The organism is Listeria immobilis, assembly GCF_014322765.1.
Taxonomy (GTDB): domain Bacteria; phylum Bacillota; class Bacilli; order Lactobacillales; family Listeriaceae; genus Listeria; species Listeria immobilis.
This window is the reverse complement of sequence record NZ_JAASTZ010000005.1, coordinates 41635-57132: the sequence shown is the minus strand read 5'-3', so window position 1 is coordinate 57132 and position 15498 is coordinate 41635. Positions and strand designations below refer to the sequence as shown.

Annotated in this window: 15 protein-coding genes and 1 pseudogene; 11 read left to right on the top strand and 5 right to left on the bottom strand. The window is 34.5% G+C overall.

Going from position 1 to position 15498, the window contains the following annotated elements:
* The first annotated feature begins 54 nt into the window (after positions 1-54).
* The 3 genes from HCJ50_RS04695 to yhaM are packed head-to-tail and all read left to right on the top strand — an operon-like array spanning position 55 to position 4997.
* Complete coding sequence (locus HCJ50_RS04695) at positions 55-1287, top strand: metallophosphoesterase family protein (RefSeq protein WP_185346673.1); 1233 nt, start codon at positions 55-57, stop codon at positions 1285-1287.
* Positions 1287-4010 carry an ATP-binding protein gene (locus HCJ50_RS04690; RefSeq protein ID WP_185346675.1) on the top strand — a complete coding sequence of 908 codons (2724 nt, stop codon included), beginning with the start codon at positions 1287-1289 and terminating at the stop codon, positions 4008-4010. The genes HCJ50_RS04695 and HCJ50_RS04690 overlap by 1 nt, the downstream gene beginning before the upstream one ends.
* 45 nt (positions 4011-4055) lie before the next feature.
* The gene (gene yhaM / locus HCJ50_RS04685; RefSeq protein ID WP_185346677.1) at positions 4056-4997 is read left to right on the top strand and encodes a 3'-5' exoribonuclease YhaM; all 942 of its coding nucleotides are present in this window, start codon (positions 4056-4058) and stop codon (positions 4995-4997) included.
* 58 nt (positions 4998-5055) lie between these two features.
* Here yhaM and HCJ50_RS04680 read toward each other — a convergent pair whose 3' ends face one another.
* The 4 genes from HCJ50_RS04680 to HCJ50_RS04665 all read right to left on the bottom strand — a co-directional run bounded on the left by HCJ50_RS04680 (position 5056) and on the right by HCJ50_RS04665 (position 7610).
* A complete protein-coding gene (locus HCJ50_RS04680) occupies positions 5056-5943 on the bottom strand; it encodes a peptidylprolyl isomerase (RefSeq protein WP_185346679.1) in 888 nt (295 codons plus the stop codon).
* Between the two features lie 116 nt (positions 5944-6059).
* Positions 6060-6599: a DUF3267 domain-containing protein gene (locus HCJ50_RS04675; protein ID WP_185346681.1), complete on the bottom strand. Its 540-nt coding sequence runs from the start codon at positions 6597-6599 to the stop codon at positions 6060-6062.
* 169 nt (positions 6600-6768) lie between these two features.
* Positions 6769-7131: a YtxH domain-containing protein gene (locus HCJ50_RS04670; RefSeq protein ID WP_003720598.1), complete on the bottom strand. Its 363-nt coding sequence runs from the start codon at positions 7129-7131 to the stop codon at positions 6769-6771.
* A gap of 29 nt (positions 7132-7160) precedes the next feature.
* Positions 7161-7610, bottom strand: a complete 450-nt coding sequence (locus HCJ50_RS04665; RefSeq protein WP_311769216.1) for an HIT family protein — start codon at positions 7608-7610, stop codon at positions 7161-7163.
* Positions 7611-7745: 135 nt separating this feature from the next.
* Between HCJ50_RS04665 and HCJ50_RS04660 the strand changes: the two genes are divergently transcribed.
* Together HCJ50_RS04660 and HCJ50_RS04655 are read left to right on the top strand one after the other, a co-directional pair.
* Positions 7746-8498, top strand: a complete 753-nt coding sequence (locus tag HCJ50_RS04660) for an ABC transporter ATP-binding protein (protein ID WP_185346684.1) — start codon at positions 7746-7748, stop codon at positions 8496-8498.
* Positions 8482-9705: an ABC transporter permease gene (locus tag HCJ50_RS04655; protein ID WP_185346686.1), complete on the top strand. Its 1224-nt coding sequence runs from the start codon at positions 8482-8484 to the stop codon at positions 9703-9705. The genes HCJ50_RS04660 and HCJ50_RS04655 overlap by 17 nt, the downstream gene beginning before the upstream one ends.
* A 44-nt stretch (positions 9706-9749) precedes the next feature.
* On the opposite strand, the gene HCJ50_RS04650 is transcribed toward HCJ50_RS04655, so the two are convergent.
* Positions 9750-10253: an antibiotic biosynthesis monooxygenase family protein gene (locus tag HCJ50_RS04650; RefSeq protein WP_185346688.1), complete on the bottom strand. Its 504-nt coding sequence runs from the start codon at positions 10251-10253 to the stop codon at positions 9750-9752.
* A gap of 196 nt (positions 10254-10449) precedes the next feature.
* On the opposite strand from HCJ50_RS04650, the gene hemE reads away from it, so the two are divergent.
* From hemE to HCJ50_RS04620, 6 genes and pseudogenes are all read left to right on the top strand, one after another.
* Complete coding sequence (gene hemE / locus HCJ50_RS04645) at positions 10450-11502, top strand: uroporphyrinogen decarboxylase (protein ID WP_185346690.1); 1053 nt, start codon at positions 10450-10452, stop codon at positions 11500-11502.
* Positions 11503-11509: 7 nt separating this feature from the next.
* Entirely contained in the window at positions 11510-12439 is a 930-nt protein-coding gene (gene hemH / locus HCJ50_RS04640; RefSeq protein ID WP_185346692.1) for a ferrochelatase, read from the top strand.
* 153 nt (positions 12440-12592) lie between these two features.
* Positions 12593-12937, top strand: a complete 345-nt coding sequence (locus tag HCJ50_RS04635; protein WP_185346694.1) for a hypothetical protein — start codon at positions 12593-12595, stop codon at positions 12935-12937.
* Between the two features lie 120 nt (positions 12938-13057).
* Positions 13058-13843: pseudogene (locus tag HCJ50_RS04630) on the top strand (GNAT family N-acetyltransferase).
* A gap of 63 nt (positions 13844-13906) precedes the next feature.
* Entirely contained in the window at positions 13907-14677 is a 771-nt protein-coding gene (locus HCJ50_RS04625; protein ID WP_185346697.1) for a Cof-type HAD-IIB family hydrolase, read from the top strand.
* Between the two features lie 110 nt (positions 14678-14787).
* Positions 14788-15465, top strand: a complete 678-nt coding sequence (locus tag HCJ50_RS04620) for a Bax inhibitor-1/YccA family protein (RefSeq protein WP_185346699.1) — start codon at positions 14788-14790, stop codon at positions 15463-15465.
* The last annotated feature ends 33 nt before the right edge of the window (positions 15466-15498 follow it).

The window sequence follows — 15498 nt, the reverse complement described above, 5'->3', positions numbered from 1 at the left end:
AGAATAGGATATAATAAGAACGTATATTCGGTTTTTGAGAAGGAGGCGAAAGTCATGAAAGAAATCAAATTTTTACATATTGCAGATTTGCATTTGGATAGTCCTTTCATTGGACTTTCAGCATTACCACAGCCACTCTTTTCCGCAATTCAAGCAAGCACCTTTCAATCCTTAGAAAGAATAATTTCACTCGCAATCAAAGAAACAGTAGATTTTGTTTTAATAGCTGGGGATATTTATGATAGTGAAGACCAAAGCGTTCGCGCACAAGCCCGCTTTTTAAAAGAAATGAAACGCTTAGAAGATGCTGGAATCAAAGCTTTTGTTATTCATGGAAATCATGATTTTTTAGATAAACACAAGGAAAAACTCGCTTTGCCAGAAAATGTGCATGTTTTTCCAGAAAAAGTAGAAATGGTTACAATGAAAACTAACCGAGGTGTCGACGTTAATCTTTATGGATTTAGCTATGACGAACGGCACATTCGCACTAGTCGTGTGGAGGAATATATTGTACAACAGCCTGCTGATTTTCATATTGCGCTTTTGCACGGTTCAGAATTAACAAGTAGTGAAGAGCATGACGTTTATGCTCCATTTCGTGTGCAAGATATTAGCAAAAAAGGATTTGATTACTGGGCGCTTGGGCATATTCATAAACGACAATTACTCGCGGAATCCCCAAGTATTTATTACCCAGGAAATATCCAAGGTAGAAATCGTAAAGAGGCAGGTGGCAAAGGGGCAAGTATCGTAACCCTTTCAGAAGCAAAAACAGTGATTGACTTTGTAGAAACCAGTCCAATTATTTGGGAAGAAGTAATCATCACCTTGCCAGAAAATGCAGAAATAAACACTTGCTTCCGAGAAATCACAAAACAATTAGAAACATACCAAGAAAAAAATGCTTCTTATTTTTTACATTTAATAATTGAGACAACAAACAATCAAAAAATAAAGACAGATGATTGGCTACAAATGCTTCAAGAGCAAACAAATATAGATGACTCTACATTTGTATGGGCGCATAAAATATCCTTACAAAAAAAGAAGCAAACAAGCACAACACATTGGTCAGAATTTCATTTAGCTGAAAAAGAAATAGCAAGTGCCTACCAACATTTACAAGCGGAATCAGCATTTTATCAAGCTGTAGAATCACTTCATTTTGAAAGCGGAGTGAGTCGCTATTTGGAAGATTTATCGGAACAAGATCGCCTTATCCTCCTAGAAAGAGCATTAATCGAACTAGGAACAACGCTTGCAGAAGTAGAGGGTGATGAATAATGAAAATAACATCTATTGATATTATTGGTTATGGAAAATGGTCGAATGCTCATTTTGATTGCAGGGCAGATTTTCAAGTGTTTTTTGGTGAGAATGAAGCAGGGAAATCGACTATTATGGCATTTATACATAGTGTTTTATTTGGTTTTCCAACTAAACAGCAAACAATTCCTCGAATGGAGCCCAAAAATGGTGGTCCTTATGGTGGGAGACTTACACTTGAAGATACACCACTTGGAAAAGTTATAATTGAACGCTTAAAAGGCAAAGCAACTGGGGATGTTCGTATTCATTTGGAAGATGGACAAATGGTTGGAGAAGATAAATTAACTGACATTATAGGCGAAATCGACCGAACAACTTTTGAGGCTATATTCTCTTTTGACATTCATGGCTTGCAAAATATCCATCAATGGAAAAAGAAAGAATTTGAGCGATATCTTTTAGCGACAGGTACAACAGGTTCTGACACACTTTTAAAAACAGCAGAAACTTTACAAAAAAAATTGGATGCTTTATTTAAACCCAATGGTAGAAATCCAGCAATTAATCAACAACTAAAAAAAGTAAAAGAAAGTCAGCAAGCTTTTCAAGAAGCCAAAAAACAAAATACCAAATATGAAGCGCTTCTTGCTGAAAAAGAACAAGAAATAGAACGTCAATCTAAACTACAAGAAGAAAAAACAAAAATCCGAGTGGAACTAGACACACTAAATATTTTGCTGGATTTATGGCCATTATATACAGAGTGGAAGACACTTGATGAAAAAGCATCCAGCTCAGTACAAACAACCTTTCCACCAGATGGGATTATCAGATTAGAACATTTGCAGCTTCGAGAAAAAGAATGGCAAAATCAATTCATTCAATTAGAAGAACGACAAAAAAACTTAATAAATAAAAATGATTTTGAGCAATTGGTTTTTTTCGCATCCAATGAAGCGGAAGTAGCTTATCTAGTTGAATCGTTCGGAGCATACAGTGAAAGAGAGTTACAACAAAACAGTCTAAAACAAGAAATTGCGTATCATCAAACCAATACAGAGCCAACCAAAATAAAATGGAGAGCGGAACTAGACGAAAGAATTCATAAGTTAAAAGAGCAAGAAAAAATAAATAAACAAAGACAACATGATCTTAATCTAAAGCTAACATTAACATCTGAATCTGAACAAAAGCTACAAACCAAAATCGATCATATCGAAGCAGAGATGTGGGACAATAAGACTTTCCAACTACAAAAAGATCAAATGGAGCGAAAACAGAAATCGCCCACAACAGGTTTATTTATTTCTCTAGGTATATTAGTTATAGCTTTACTAGTAATGATCTTTTCTTTGTCCATTTGGAGCATTGCCTTCGTTCTTGTTGATGTAGTTATTTTGGGGTATTTCCTATATATTAACCAACAAAACGGACAACCCAAAAATGAGCAAATAGTAGCTTTTTTAGAACAGAAAAAAATAAGACAAGAATGGCAGCAATTGCTGAGTGAAATGGATGTTGTCGCTGGTGAAGTTGCTGAATTAGAAGAAGATGAGCAAAAATTAAGCAAAACTATTTATCAACACGATATAGAACTGCGGCAGTTGTATCAAGAATTAGGATTGGATGATGAACCGCAAGAAAACTGGGAATTGGTTGTTCTTACATACAAAGAAAATACCCAAAAAAACCAATTGATTGTCGAACTACATCAAAAATTACACCCATTAGAACAAAAACAAGCGGCATATCAAGCTAAATTAGAGAACTTAACTATCCCGGCTGAATACTCTCAAATAGAAGAAAAAATCGCCTTTTTAAGACAAGGTTTATTACAGTACCGAAATCATTTAGCAGAAAACGCTAAACACACAGAAAAAGTAGAACAAGTAACGATGCAGCTTGATTTACTGAAACAAGATTTATTACTTGTGGAAAAAGAAAAAAGTGATTTACTACTGCAAGCAAAAGTATACACAGAAGAGGCATTTCGGAGTAAAGCAGTACAAGCAAAAGAAGAACAGAAATGGCGTGAACGATTAGTTTTGCTTGAGGCACAATTAGAAAAAGAAAAAAGGCACGAGCTAAACAAATTCACCAGCCAAACTACAATTAAAGAAAAAGAAATTCAATTAGCGGAAAAACTACACAAAATGGAACTAGAACAAGAACGTCTTCATGCGAGTTTAGCCTCTAAGAACCATGAAATAGCAACTTTAGAAGAAGGTGGGACTTTTTCTGTACTAATGCAAAAATACTATTCAGAAAAAAGTAAGTTACAACAATTTGTAGAGGAATGGACAGAAACAAAACTTGCCCTTGAAATATTACAAGAGGCGATGCAGCGATTACAAGAAGGGAAATTACCAAAAACATTAGCGCTTGCAAGTGAATATTTTCATGATTTAACTGGTGGAAACTATTCTAAAGTGTATTTACATGAGAATCGGCTACAAGTGGAAAGTAAGCAAGTGGTTTTATTTTACCCGGAAGAGCTTAGTCAGGCGACCAAAGAACAATTATATTTAGCGATACGCTTTGCGCTAATTGATGTTATGCATAAAGAGTTTCCACTACCAATTATTATTGATGATGGTTTTGTCCATTTTGATGCGGCTAGAATGAGCCAAATGATGCAATTGCTAAAAAAAAGAAAGAGCCAAAATCAAGTCATTTTTTTCACATGTCACCGGGAAACTCGCAAATATTTTTCCAGTGAAGACATACGCATGCTATAATAGAGAAAAGAAACTTCTTACTACAGAAAGAAAGAAGGCGATACCATGGAAAAACGATTATTAGACTATGAAGTTGGAGAAACAGTTGATTTATTCTTATTAATAAAATCAAGTGTAAAAGGAACCGCAAGCAATGGGAAACCATTTTTAAGCCTCGTTTTACAAGATAAATCCGGTGAATTAGAGGCGAAATTATGGGATGTTAAAGAGAGTGATGAAGTAAGTTACGGGGTACAACAAATTGTTCAACTTACAGGTGATATTCAAAATTATCGAGGTAGAAAACAGCTGAAAATCCGTCAAATACGACAAGCTACCGCATTAGATGGGGTTAGCGCTAATGAATTTATGGAAACCGCACCAATTAATAAAGAAGAAATAGCAGATGAAATTACACAATATATCTTTGAAATGAAAAATGCTAATTTGCAAAGGATTACTCGTGCGCTCCTAAAAAAATATCAAGATGACTTTTATGATTATCCGGCTGCAATGCGCCATCATCATGAATTTGTTTCGGGTCTTAGTTTCCATGTAGTTTCGATGCTGCGATTAGCTAAATCTGTCGCTGATTTGTATCCATCTGTAAATAGAGACTTGCTTTATGCAGGAGTTATTTTACATGATCTAGGCAAGGTGATTGAGCTATCAGGTCCAGTTTCAACGACCTATACACTTGAAGGGAATTTAATAGGACATATTTCTATTGTTGTTGAAGAAGTGAGTAAAATTGCTGAGGAGCTTTCAATTGATGGAGAAGAAGTAGTTGTTTTAAAACATGTTTTACTTTCTCACCATGGAAAAGGAGAGTGGGGCAGTCCAAAACCACCACTTGTTCGTGAAGCTGAGATTTTACATCAAATTGATTTAATGGATGCTTCACTTAATATGATGGATAAAGTATTAAAACATACAAAACCAGGTGAATTTAGTGAACGTGTATTTGGACTTGATAACCGCTCATTTTATAATCCTATTTTTGAATAAAAATCGTTATTATAATAAAAAAACACGTTTGGAATTTTCCAAACGTGTTTTTGATTGCTTATTTAGCTGTTTCAGATGATTCTTCTGATTTAGCAGAACCGTCAAAGTCTTTGAAAGCATCTTTCAAGTCTTTATCTTCAACTTTTACATTAGCATCTTTGTATTCTTTTTTCAGTGTTTTTTGCATGTTTTCAGTAGTAAGTTGAGACTGTAGGTAAGCTTCTTTTACAGCTTTTTTATCTTTGTCATACGTTGTTTTTGTAGCAGGTTTGTCCATTTGGATGATGTGGTATCCGTATTGCGTTTTAACGGGTGCACTGATATCGCCTTTATTTTTAAGGGCATATGCAGCTTTTTCAAATGCTGGATCCATTTTTCCTGGTCCGAATGGAGCTAACTGACCACCATTATCTTTAGTAGCAGTATCTGTAGAATATTCTTTTGCTAAGTCAGCAAATTTTTCGCCATCTTTAAGTTTTTGTTCTACTTCTTTGGCTTTTGCTTCATCAGCTACAAGAATGTGGCTAACAGTAATATTTGGTTGCCAAGTTTTGTAATACTCTTTAAGTACTTTATCACTAGTATCTGTGTTAGCTTCAGTTGCTTTTTGAACTAATAAGTTGTACTTAAGTTGGCTTTTGAAAGTTTCTTCAGTTAAGCCACTTTGAGCTAAAACAGAGTCAAATTGATCGCCATATTGAGATTTGTACTTCTTGAATTCAGAATCTACTTGTTCATCTGTAACCTTGTATTTATCACCAAGGATTTTTTCAAATGTAAGTTGTTGTACGAACTCATTGCCGTATTTATCTTTCATTGCTTCGTAGAGCTCATCTTGCGTTACGTCGCCAGCATCCGTCTTAACGACATCGCCACCGCTACCACATGCTGCTAGACTGAACATTGCCATTAACATAACAAGTCCAAGAATCATTTTCTTCTTCATTAAATAAAACACACTCCTTAGTTGTTGGAATAATTCCCGCTTAACACAATAACTATCATACCACAAATTAAAGCTAAAATGAAAAGATGAAAGAAATTTAATGATATTCTTATGTTTTAGTCAGAAATCAAAATGGAAAATCCGCGCTCAGCACTTTCCACAAAACAGTTGTTAGGCATTTTCCAAAGTTTTTTAATATGAATAAAATCTGAAAAACTCATTCCAAAATGAACAGATAATAGAATTAAAAACATACCCGAGTGACCAATAGGTGTTAAAATCATTAAAGTAACTAAAATAATTGTTATGACTACAAATGGAAGTACTAAAGAGAAAATATAACTCCACTTGGGGATTATTCGTTTGATATTAAGTTTCATACATGGCAGAAAAAAGAAATGAATCCGCCACTGGATAACTGTCCCTTCACGATATTTAAAACATCCAATCACATGAAGTAATTTATGAATTGGGTAGATTAAAAGAATACCCACTAAACTAATCAGCTGATAGTCATTTGTCAATTGCCCGGGGTAGAGTAAATGTTGTGTCAAAAAACATATACATACGGCAACTAGCCAGACCAGAATTCCTTTTAGAAAAAGTCTGTTAAATTCATCTCGTCGCTCTGTGTTGATTGATTTTAAGCAGCGCATTGAAAGCTTTCCTCCAGTTATAACCAAAATAGTGTCCTTTGTCATAAGGCACCATAGTATTGTATGCTCTAATGCATCAAAATTCAACCCTTTTTTAGTCATTTTTAACTGTTTTAAAAATCAATCATTTGTCCAAAGAAAAAAACTGAGCATCTGCCCAGTTTTTAGATTATTTATTATCTTTTTTTAATGTTTTTTCTAAGTCGGAAATTGTTTTTTGCATGTCTTTAATTTCATCTTTTAAGCGTTTTTTCTCTGGTTCCATTTCTTCATTCCATTTTGAAACAGATTCCATAATGTCAGAAGATACATCTTTAAGTAAAGTGGAACCCTCCGTGCCAAGAACTTGAACAGATTGAATTAGTTCGTTCGCATTGTAAGCTAATTCTTTTAAAATGACACTTGCTTCACCTGACTTAGCTACAATATCTTTTCTAAGCTCATTGCCGGATTTTGGAGCAAATAATACCGAGGCTGCGGCTCCAATTGCCCCACCAGCTAGAATACCAAAAATAAGTGATTTTTTATTCATTTATACTCCACTCCATCCTTCAAGTCATTTTAGTCTACTTTTGCTGCAATTAGTTCAGCGATTTCTTGATAACGCTCTTTGGTGTACCAATCTGCATTATCTTTCCATTTTAACCCAAAGTCATCAGATTTGCCATACCTTGGAATTAAATGAATGTGACAATGAAAAACAGATTGAGAAGCTACTTCTTCATTATTATTTAAAATATTTAATCCTTGTATAGGTAAAGCTTCTTTTAATGCTCGAGCGATTTTTGGAACTCGGCGAAATAATTCAGCGGCCGTTTCATCAGGTAAATCGAAAGTGTTTCTAGCATGTTTCTTCGGAATTACAAGTGTATGCCCTTCCGTAACTTGTCCTAAATCAAGGAAAGCATAAACTTCATCATCTTCATATACTTTGGCAGAAGGGATTTCCCCGGAGATTATCTTACAAAAAATGCAATCATCCATTAAATGTGACCACCTTTCGCAATTTATAAAATATGTACTACTATAAATTTAACATAAAAAGGAGTTAAAAGCATGCGTAAGATAGTGAATAATGGATAATTTTGACAGGTAGAGGGATGGATATGCTATTATAAACTAAAGAGTACGCAAGGAGGTATACTAATGGCTTTACTAGAAGTAGAAAACTTAACAGGCGGGTATACGAAGCGCCCAGTCCTAAAAGATATTTCATTTGCAATAGAAGAAAAACAAATTGTTGGACTAATAGGTCTAAATGGGGCGGGTAAAAGTACGACTATTAAACATATAACTGGTTTAATGCATCCCAAACAAGGAACCATCAAAATTAATGGGCATCAGTTAGTGGAAGATACAGAAACATACCGGAAACAATTTTCTTATATACCAGAAACACCTGTCTTATATGAAGAATTAACATTAAAAGAACATCTTGAATTAACTGGTATGGCATATGGACTTTCAGAAGAAGAGTTACAAGAAAGAATGGTTCCACTATTAAAAGAATTTCGATTGGAGAAAAAACTTAATTGGTTTCCGGCACATTTTTCTAAAGGTATGAAGCAAAAAGTAATGATTATGTCAGCATTTCTAATCGAGCCTAAGCTTTATATTATAGATGAGCCATTTGTTGGCCTTGACCCACTTGGCATTCAATCTTTATTAAATTGGATGGATGAAATGCGCGCGGAAGGTGCTAGTATTTTAATGTCCACTCATATTTTAGCTACAGCTGAAAAATATTGCGACACATTTATTATTATTCATCAAGGGGAAATTCGTGCGGAAGGAACCTTGAAAGATTTACAAACCAATTTTGATATGCCTGGAGCCTCACTTGATGAAATTTACATTCAGTTGACAAAGGAAGAGGAAGCTGATGAAGATGATATTTGATAGTAAAGCGCTTTGGAAGGAGCGATTTAGTGCTTACACGACAGAAGTGATGCGATATCTTCGTTACATGTTTAATGACCATTTGCTTTTCGTATTGGTAATTGGGCTTGGTGCAGGGATATTCTATTATGCTGGTTGGGTAAAAACGTTAGAGCCAACTTTCCCTGTTATCCCATTAATGGTTATTTTACTTACTGCTTCGATTGCCATAAGTCCGGTTGCTACACTCCTCCAAAAGCCAGATGTTGTATATTTAATTGTACAAGAAAAAGCGATGAATCATTATTTCGCGCAAGCCAAAATAGCTAGTTTTTTTATGCAATTTTATGTATTTTTGATTGTTCTTGGAGCTTGTATGCCAATGTACGTTGAAGTAACAGGTGTTTCTTATAGTCGATTTTTCTCATTATTTATCGTGCTTGCTTTACTAAAAGCTTGGAATATTTACTTTGGCTTTGAAAGCATGAAATTAGAAGAGGCTGATACGACTTGGATGTTTGTAAGGGTGATTGTAAATGCTTTGCTAATTTATATTGCATTAATTTCCGCACCGTATATTTCTATCCCCGTGACGATTATTCTACTATTTGCAAGCTATTTTTGGATGACAAAGAAAGTAGCCAAAGTCACGCTTAGATGGGAGTATTTAGTAGATAAAGAAGAAGCTAGAATGAATCGTTTTTATCGTTTAGTGAATCTATTTACGGATGTGCCACATTTACGAGGAACCGTTCGCAGACGAAGCTATTTAGATTTTCTTTATCAACCAATCCCTTATGCAAAAAGGAAAACATTTGCGTATTTATTTAGTCGAACTTTTATAAGAACAAATGAATATAGTGGTTTATATATTAGATTAACGATTATAGCAGTGATTTTACTGGTATTTGTACAAGGTTTTTATTTAAATATTGTTTTTTCTTTATTATTCCTTTATTTAACTGGTTTTCAATTTATTCCCATGCTAAAACACTACGATTCACAAATTATGCTTCGACTTTATCCGATTGATGATGGCTATCGTCACCGCAGTTTTATCCATTTTTTACGAATTTTATTACTTGCGCAAGCATTATTGTTTAGTACCATTGGAATCGCACAAAATGGAACAATTAACGGGTTGATTATTTTGAGTATAAACTTGGCTTTCGTAGTTATTTTTACTTTTATTTATGCACCAGTCCGAATGCGGAAAATGTATGAATAAAAAAATGCGATTTGGATTATTGTAATAGTCCAAATCGCATTTTTTTATTTTGCATCATGGAAAAATTCTGGATAATGATAGATATCTTCATGAGAAAATCCCGCTTGGGTATTATTTTTCTTCATGATATTCATGATTTCTTGATGTAGTGGTGTTTTTTTCCAATCTTGAAAGAAAATTTCTGAATCCCAAAAAGAGATCATTAAAAATTTATTTGTACTAATAGATTTTGCAAGCTTAGTACTCTGCAAGCCTTGAGTGTCCGCAAAGTGAAGACTTGCATGTTGATACATTTGTAAGAAAATAGGGATTTCTTCATCTCGAAGTTGAATATATTCGAAAACAACTATTCCAAATCCTTTTAAAGAACCACTGCTTTGAAGAACTCGATATTCCATGCCTTCTTGAAAAAGTTTGTCTCCAGTCGATTCCTGATACAGCAGTGATTGAGAATAATTTTGGAGCAATGTTACATTTGCACCTACATAATTTGCCATTAGTTGACGAAGATAATGCTCGGTACCAGTTGTGACAAATATTTTTTTCATAGTAAGTCCTTCTTTCTAATTTAATCTAATAAGATAAATGATTTCACCTTTATTTTCCACTATTTATATATTTGAAACAGAAGATAGGCAATTTGTTTGGTTTTATACAAGATTTCTAGTATTCTTTTATCTGGAGAAGTTATTTATTGTTCTGTTACCTATTGTGTGCAAATGAACAAAGAAGGGAAGCGACCTGATGACAAAAATAACCAATGATTTATTTTTAAAAGCAGCTCGAAAAGAAAGTGTGGACCGAATTCCAGTTTGGTACATGAGACAAGCGGGCAGATCGCAACCAGAATATCGTAAATTGAAAGAGAAATACTCTTTATTCGAAATCACCCATCAACCTGAATTATGCGCTTATGTGACAAAATTACCTGTTGATCAATATGGCGTAGATGCAGCGATTTTATATAAAGATATTATGACACCTCTTCCGGGGATGGGAGTGGATGTCGAAATAAAATCTGGAATTGGTCCGGTGATACATAATCCGATTAAAACTTACCAAGATGTGGAAAAACTAACTATTTTTAAACCTGAAATAGAAGTTCCTTATGTACTGGATACAATAAAATTATTAGCTGATGATATGTTAGAAGTTCCTTTGATTGGCTTTGCAGGAGCTCCGTTTACTTTGGCTAGTTATATGATAGAGGGCGGTCCTTCCAAAAATTACCATCAAACGAAAAGTTTTATGTACCGTGAACCAGAAGTTTGGGCGATGTTAATGACAAAACTTGGACAAATGACAGCAGATTATTTAATTGCGCAAATTAATGCAGGTGCTTCGGCTGTTCAACTATTTGATTCATGGGTGGGGGCACTCAGCCGTGCAGATTACACCCGATATATTCGCCCCACTATCGAAAAAATAATTATCGAGATTAAAGCAGTACACCCAACAACGCCGATAATCATGCAAGCGGTTGGTGCAGGACATCTTTTAGCTGAATGGGAAAAAATGCCACTTGATGTAGTTGGAGTAGACTGGCGCGAATCTCTTACTGATGCTAGAAAAAAAGTACCAAGCAAGGCTATCCAAGGAAATCTGGATCCATCAACACTTTTAGCACCAGAAAAATGCTTGGAAGAAACCGAACGAATTTTGCAAGAAGGTGTATTAAAACCTGGCTATATTTTCAATTTAGGACATGGCGTTTTCCCAGAAGTATCACCAGAAATGTTGAAAAAACTTACTACCTATATTCATGAAAGAAGCGAAATACTATTAAATAAAGGATGATGAACAAATGACTAAAAAAGTTGGGTTACTAGTTATGGCATATGGAACCCCGTACAAAGATGAAGATATTGAACGCTATTATACAGATATTCGTCATGGGCATAAACCAAGCGAAGAAATGATTGCTGATCTACGTGGACGCTACCATGCGATTGGTGGGTTGTCACCACTTGCGAAAATTACAGAAGAACAAGCTTATGGACTTGAGCGAGCATTAAACCAAGCGCAATCGGAAGTAAAATTTAAAGCATACATTGGTTTAAAGCATATTGAACCATTTATAGAAGATGCAGTTAAAACGATGCATGAAGATGGAATAGAAGAAGTGATTTCCATCGTTTTAGCTCCACATTATTCTAGTTTTAGCGTAGAAGCTTATAATAAACGAGCAAAAGAAGCAGCAAATAAATTAGGCGGCATGGAAATCAAATCAATTAATGATTGGTATAAAGAGCCGAAATTTATCCAAATGTGGGCCGACAGAATTAATGCAACTGCAAAACAAATTCCAGTCGATGAATTAATGGATACTATCTTGATTGTCTCAGCGCACAGTTTACCTGAGAAAATCAAACTACATCAAGATCCTTATCCAGATCAACTACAAGAAACTGCTGATATGATTTTTGAAAAAGTAGTTGTCCCTCATTATGCGCTAGGTTGGCAAAGTGAAGGGAAAACTGGTGAACCTTGGCTTGGACCAGATGTACAGGATTTAACAAGAGAGCTTTATGGTAAAGAAAAATATAAACACTTTATTTATACGCCGGTTGGATTTGTTGCCGAACATTTAGAAGTGCTTTATGACAATGATTATGAATGTAAAGTGGTAACAGACGAAATTGGTTCCGCGTATCATCGCCCACCTATGCCGAATGCCGATCCAGAATTTTTGGAAGTATTAAGGACGGTTGTATGGAATAAATACACAAATTAAGAAAAAATGCCGGAATAGATATTATTTCGGCATTTTCTAGGTAATGAAAGAAAACGTTTGCAAAGTTATTACCTAAATACTATGAAGTTTTAATCTGTTTCTCATCTTTACCGGGCATAATGATAAATATAGAAGGTTAGGAGGTTGACCTAAATGAAAAACAAGGCAGAAAAACAAAGAATTGCCACTAATTTATCACTTTATATGAAAATAAACGGATATACCAATAGAACATTTGCTACGGCGGTTGGAATCTCACAGAATACGTTAAAAGCATTGATGATTGGAAAAATGAGAAATGAAAATAAGTTTCAAAAATACATAATGCAAATTACAGAAAGTTTAGCATTAGAGGAAAAGTTTTTTGAGCAACCTAAAGAAGCTATTACATCCGCGCCTATTACATTTCAAGATACAAATAAAATGCATCTTGGGGATGAAAAATTTAACGCAATTAGTCTTATGTTGAAAATTGGCGAAATTCATTATGAATCATAAAAAGTTTGGGAGCGAACCTCCCAAACTTTTTTTATGCAATGAGCTAGGAAGTTTAGGGGCTTGACGAACCTAACTAACTCACGTAAAATGAAGACAATTTTCAAAATAGGAGTGTGACACATGATTAGAAAACTGACTGTATCTGATAATGAAGAAGTAATGGCACTTTTGAAAGTAGAAGCAACCCTAAATTTGTTTATTATTGGGGATATTGAAAATTTTGGTTATGATAGTGATGTTCAAAATCTTTGGGGTGAATTTGATCCAACTGGTAACTTACATGCTGTGTTACTTAGATTTGATAAATTTTACTTACCTTATTCAAAAGATGCTAATTTTGATGCAAAAGCTTTTTCAGAAATAATTGCAAAAGATAAGAAATACGAAATTAGTGGAATTTCTCGTGTCACACAAGTGCTAGAACCATTTTTACCAAAACTTGCCAAAAGAAGACAAGATACATATTTTTGTGAATGTGAACATGTTAACCGTATATCCGTCAATCAAGATGTTATCGTACGGACGGCTGCTCCAGAAGATGTTGCAGCTATCATCAAAATGCGAACAAATATTAACGAATTTGGTACTTGAGAAGAAAATGAAGAATTAATTATTCGCCAAATTAAACAAGGTGTGAAACGAATTTATTATATTGAACAAAATCAAGAAATTGTTGCAGTAGCAGAAACTTCTGCGGAAAATTCTTTTTCAGCAATGATTACGGGTGTTGCAACTAGATCAAAATACAGACAAAAGGGGTTTGCAAGCACACTACTAAAAAAATTATGTTGTGATGTTCTTGCAGAAGGGAAAAAACCTTGTTTGTTTTATGATAACCCAGTTGCTGGAGAGATTTATCATCGTCTTGGCTTTGAACACACTGGTGATTTTGTGATGTATAAATAGCCTTTACTTTCCATGCATAACATTGGTAAGATGAATATATTATGTTAGTAGAGGATGAATAATTTGAAACCACATGGGATTTGTTTTTTTGATATGGATGGAACACTTTTAAATAATGAATCAACAGTGCTAGATAGCTCGCTTTATGCACTAGAAAAGTTGCGTGAAAATAAGATTATTCCTGTTATTGCTACTGGACGGACACTTACAGAAATAAGCCATCAAATGGAAGTTACTGGTATCGAATCAGCAGTGATAATGAACGGACAAATGGTTATTTTCGAAAGGGAAAAAGTCTATGAAGATATCTTAGAGGAAGAATTATTAGAACGTCTAACTCAAGAAGCTAAATCGCAAAATGTAGAAGTTTGCTATTATAATGATAAACGAATTGGTGCATCAGCTATTACTCCGGTTGTAAAAGCGCATTATGATTTTTTAGGCGAACCGACACCAATGGTAATAGCGGATATGTATAAAAAAGAAACAATTAATATGGCACTTTTATTGTTAGAATCAGGTGATGAATATTTTCCAGAGCGTTTTAAAGAATTACAATTTATACGTAACACGCCATTTAGCAACGATGTACTTCGAAAAGGTGGCTCAAAAGCAGTGGGCATTGCAAAACTACTTGAAGTTATGGGTTATCAAGATGTTCCCACTTATGCTTTTGGTGACGGTATGAACGATCTAGAAATGTTTGGTGCCGTCAATTACTCGGTAGCAATGGAAAATGCGGTTCCACATCTAAAAGAACAAGCAAGTTTTGTTACCAAGGATAATAATAATGATGGGATTAAACTCGGGTTAGAAAAATTGGGTTTAATATAAAGAAGTGCCTTGTGCGCTTCTTTTTTTAATTTCAAGCGTAAGACCGATATTAATAGAGGGTGTTGTCTGCTATACTTATAGTAAATTAATTGGAAGAAGGAGAAATGTTCATGAATGAAATTGGCCAAACATCAGATCACATAAATACAGATAAAAGAACGGATAAACAAATTATTATGCAAAAAATTCTTAATTGGTTTGTATTTTCTTTGTTAGTTGCATCAGTTGGTGCTGCGGTTGGAAGTGAGCTAAGTCCAGAACTTTATTTACCGCTTGTTGTTATTGAAATAGCTCTTTTAATTGTGGCTATTTTAATACGGAGAAGTAAAACCATTAATAAAATTATTGGCTATCCTGTTTTGTTAGCTTTTGCTTTTGTCACAGGTTTAACACTCGGACCTACTTTGACATATTACTTTGGTGCGGGACAAGGTGCGGCTGTATTAATGGCATTTGTTACAGCATCTGTTACATTCACAACACTGGCTTTAATCGGTTCAAAAATGAAAAAAGATTTATCGTTTTTAAGTAGTGCTCTATTTGCGGCAATTATTATTTTAGTGCTATTTAGTTTTTTAGGTGTCTTTTTACCACTAGGTTCGATGCTTTCAACGATTATATCAGCAGGCGGGACACTAATTTTTTCACTCTATATTTTGTATGATTTTAATCAAATTATGAAGCGCGATACTCACCTTGATGATGTACCAATGCTTGCTCTTACACTTTATCTTGATTTCCTTAACTTGTTCCTGTTTTTATTACGACTTTTTACAGGACGTAACTAAGTAAAACAAAAGATCTGCCAGCCTAAAAATTGG

What these genes read in the sequence shown, in the direction of transcription:
- hemE (WP_185346690.1), top strand. Translation starts at nt 10,450, where the DNA reads ATGACAAAAATAACCAATGATTTATTTTTAAAAGCAGCTCGAAAAGAA.
- HCJ50_RS04655 (WP_185346686.1), top strand. Translation starts at nt 8,482, where the DNA reads ATGAAGATGATATTTGATAGTAAAGCGCTTTGGAAGGAGCGATTTAGT.
- HCJ50_RS04660 (WP_185346684.1), top strand. Translation starts at nt 7,746, where the DNA reads ATGGCTTTACTAGAAGTAGAAAACTTAACAGGCGGGTATACGAAGCGC.
- HCJ50_RS04670 (WP_003720598.1), bottom strand. Translation starts at nt 7,131, where the DNA reads ATGAATAAAAAATCACTTATTTTTGGTATTCTAGCTGGTGGGGCAATT.
- HCJ50_RS04680 (WP_185346679.1), bottom strand. Translation starts at nt 5,943, where the DNA reads ATGAAGAAGAAAATGATTCTTGGACTTGTTATGTTAATGGCAATGTTC.
- HCJ50_RS04675 (WP_185346681.1), bottom strand. Translation starts at nt 6,599, where the DNA reads ATGCGCTGCTTAAAATCAATCAACACAGAGCGACGAGATGAATTTAAC.
- HCJ50_RS04650 (WP_185346688.1), bottom strand. Translation starts at nt 10,253, where the DNA reads ATGAAAAAAATATTTGTCACAACTGGTACCGAGCATTATCTTCGTCAA.
- HCJ50_RS04620 (WP_185346699.1), top strand. Translation starts at nt 14,788, where the DNA reads ATGAATGAAATTGGCCAAACATCAGATCACATAAATACAGATAAAAGA.
- hemH (WP_185346692.1), top strand. Translation starts at nt 11,510, where the DNA reads ATGACTAAAAAAGTTGGGTTACTAGTTATGGCATATGGAACCCCGTAC.
- HCJ50_RS04690 (WP_185346675.1), top strand. Translation starts at nt 1,287, where the DNA reads ATGAAAATAACATCTATTGATATTATTGGTTATGGAAAATGGTCGAAT.
- HCJ50_RS04635 (WP_185346694.1), top strand. Translation starts at nt 12,593, where the DNA reads ATGAAAAACAAGGCAGAAAAACAAAGAATTGCCACTAATTTATCACTT.
- HCJ50_RS04695 (WP_185346673.1), top strand. Translation starts at nt 55, where the DNA reads ATGAAAGAAATCAAATTTTTACATATTGCAGATTTGCATTTGGATAGT.
- yhaM (WP_185346677.1), top strand. Translation starts at nt 4,056, where the DNA reads ATGGAAAAACGATTATTAGACTATGAAGTTGGAGAAACAGTTGATTTA.